This is a genomic window from Massilia pseudoviolaceinigra (assembly GCF_030846505.1).
In the GTDB taxonomy this organism is placed as follows: Bacteria; Pseudomonadota; Gammaproteobacteria; order Burkholderiales; family Burkholderiaceae_D; genus Telluria_A; species Telluria_A violaceinigra.
Genome location: NZ_JAVCWL010000087.1, coordinates 1 through 1757, shown reverse-complemented (window position 1 = coordinate 1757; position 1757 = coordinate 1). Strand labels below are relative to the sequence as shown.

The window sequence follows — 1757 nt, the reverse complement described above, 5'->3', positions numbered from 1 at the left end:
CATAAATACTAACTCGCATACGGATAATTCAAATTTCGCCAAAATGCCAAGGTGCTTCGTCCGATCCCCGTTACTGAGAGGAATAAATGTCAGCTAGTACGAATTCGGCAACTCCAAAACCTGGGCGGCCCACGATAAGTAGGCCCTTGGAAATATTGCTTTGCACCCAAGTTGAAGAAAATTGCCCAAGCTGCGGAACCCCTCTTTTCAAGCTTAAAGGAAAAAGTCGGTACAAGGAGTATGAAATTGCGCATATTTACCCGCTCAACCCGGAACCCCATGAGGTAATTTTGCTTCAGCATGAGGAGCGGCTCTCTCTCAATCCAAATCATGAAGATAATCTAATTCCGCTGTGCTTTTCTTGCCATAATATTTTTGATAATCCAAAGACTGTTGACGGCTACCGAGATCTGCTTGGTAAAAAACGAACACTAATAAAAAAATCAAGTCAAATATCGATTTTTAAGCAGTACCAGTTGGAAGAGGAAATTGCAGAAATAATACGTTCGTTAGTGGATGACGATGTTGATTTCGGTGCCCCTGCAGGGTTTGATGCGAAGAACATCAACACGAAACTGAACGGAGTAATAAATTCGTTGACGAAGATAAAGATAAAATCCGACATTTCTTCTTTTTATCTTTTTATACGCGATAGGTTTGCCGAGATGGAACGAATAAGTCCATCAAAAGCGGTACTCATCGCTCAACAAGTAAGGATGTTTTATGTAAAACAATCGACGCTTTCACTAACTCAGCAAGAAATTTATCAAAACACAGTTGCTTGGATCACTTCGAAATTTAAACCTTCGTCCCAGCAAGCTGCTGAAGCAATCGCAGCTTTCTACATCCAAAATTGCGAGTTATTTTAATGATTACACCGAGCAAATTTATTTCATTCAAACAGTCAATTATAGGAAAGATTTATCATTTGCATATTGACAGGAAAAGTATTGGGATTCGAGAGCTTTTTGTCCTAGTCGGTGAAAAATTTGACGGACTTGATGAGTTTATTTATGCACTTGATGTCTTGTATGTTTTGAATACGATAGATATTGATTTCTCAAAAGGTTTGATTACATATGTTGACTGAAATACGTTCAAAAACGTTTAGGGACGGCCCACTAAAGTTTAGCGCCGGTCTAAATGTTGTGATTGGTGACAAGAAAGCAACGAACTCTATCGGGAAATCAACTGTTTTGATGCTCGTGGATTTTGCATTCGGTGGAAGCGCTTTTCTAGAGTACAAGAAAGATGCGATAGCCGCTTTAGGGCATCATTCATACGAATTTTGTTTATCGTTTAATGGTGTAAAGCACCATTTTAGGAGGGAAACCGCTGCACCCGATTGGGTGCATCAATGTGATTCGAATTATTTTTCTCAAAATATTATTCATATTGACACATATTTAGCTTGGTTAAAGCAATGCTACATCCCTGACAAACACGCGTTAACCTTTAGGGGCTACGTAGGCACTTTTTCACGCATATGGCCTAAAGATAACATTAAAATCATTGAGAAGCCATTGCACGCGGTTGCTAATCAAGCTGCTGGGGACGCAGTTAATGTTTTGGTGAAAATTTTTGAAAGATTTCACAAGATCGAACTTGCTCAAGACGAATTGAAGAAAAAGGAAGACGAGAAAAAATCGCTTAAAAAAGCGATGGATTATTCGTTAGTAGATAAAGTAGGTAAACGACAGTATTCGAAGAATGAGAGCGAATTAGATAAAATCAGCTTGGAAGTTGAAGAGATTAAG

Annotated in this window: 3 protein-coding genes; all 3 read left to right on the top strand. The window is 38.9% G+C overall.

The window, feature by feature from the left end; all coding sequences use genetic code 11:
* Positions 1-146: 146 nt before the first annotated feature.
* Positions 147-869, top strand: a complete 723-nt coding sequence (locus RBA40_RS33135; protein WP_306653143.1) for an ABC-three component system protein — start codon at positions 147-149, stop codon at positions 867-869.
* Positions 869-1090 carry an ABC-three component system middle component 7 gene (locus tag RBA40_RS33130; protein ID WP_306653141.1) on the top strand — a complete coding sequence of 74 codons (222 nt, stop codon included), beginning with the start codon at positions 869-871 and terminating at the stop codon, positions 1088-1090. The genes RBA40_RS33135 and RBA40_RS33130 overlap by 1 nt, the downstream gene beginning before the upstream one ends.
* Positions 1080-1757: hypothetical protein (locus tag RBA40_RS33125; RefSeq protein ID WP_306653139.1), on the top strand; the 678-nt coding region annotated here is incomplete at its 3' end. The genes RBA40_RS33130 and RBA40_RS33125, both read left to right, overlap by 11 nt.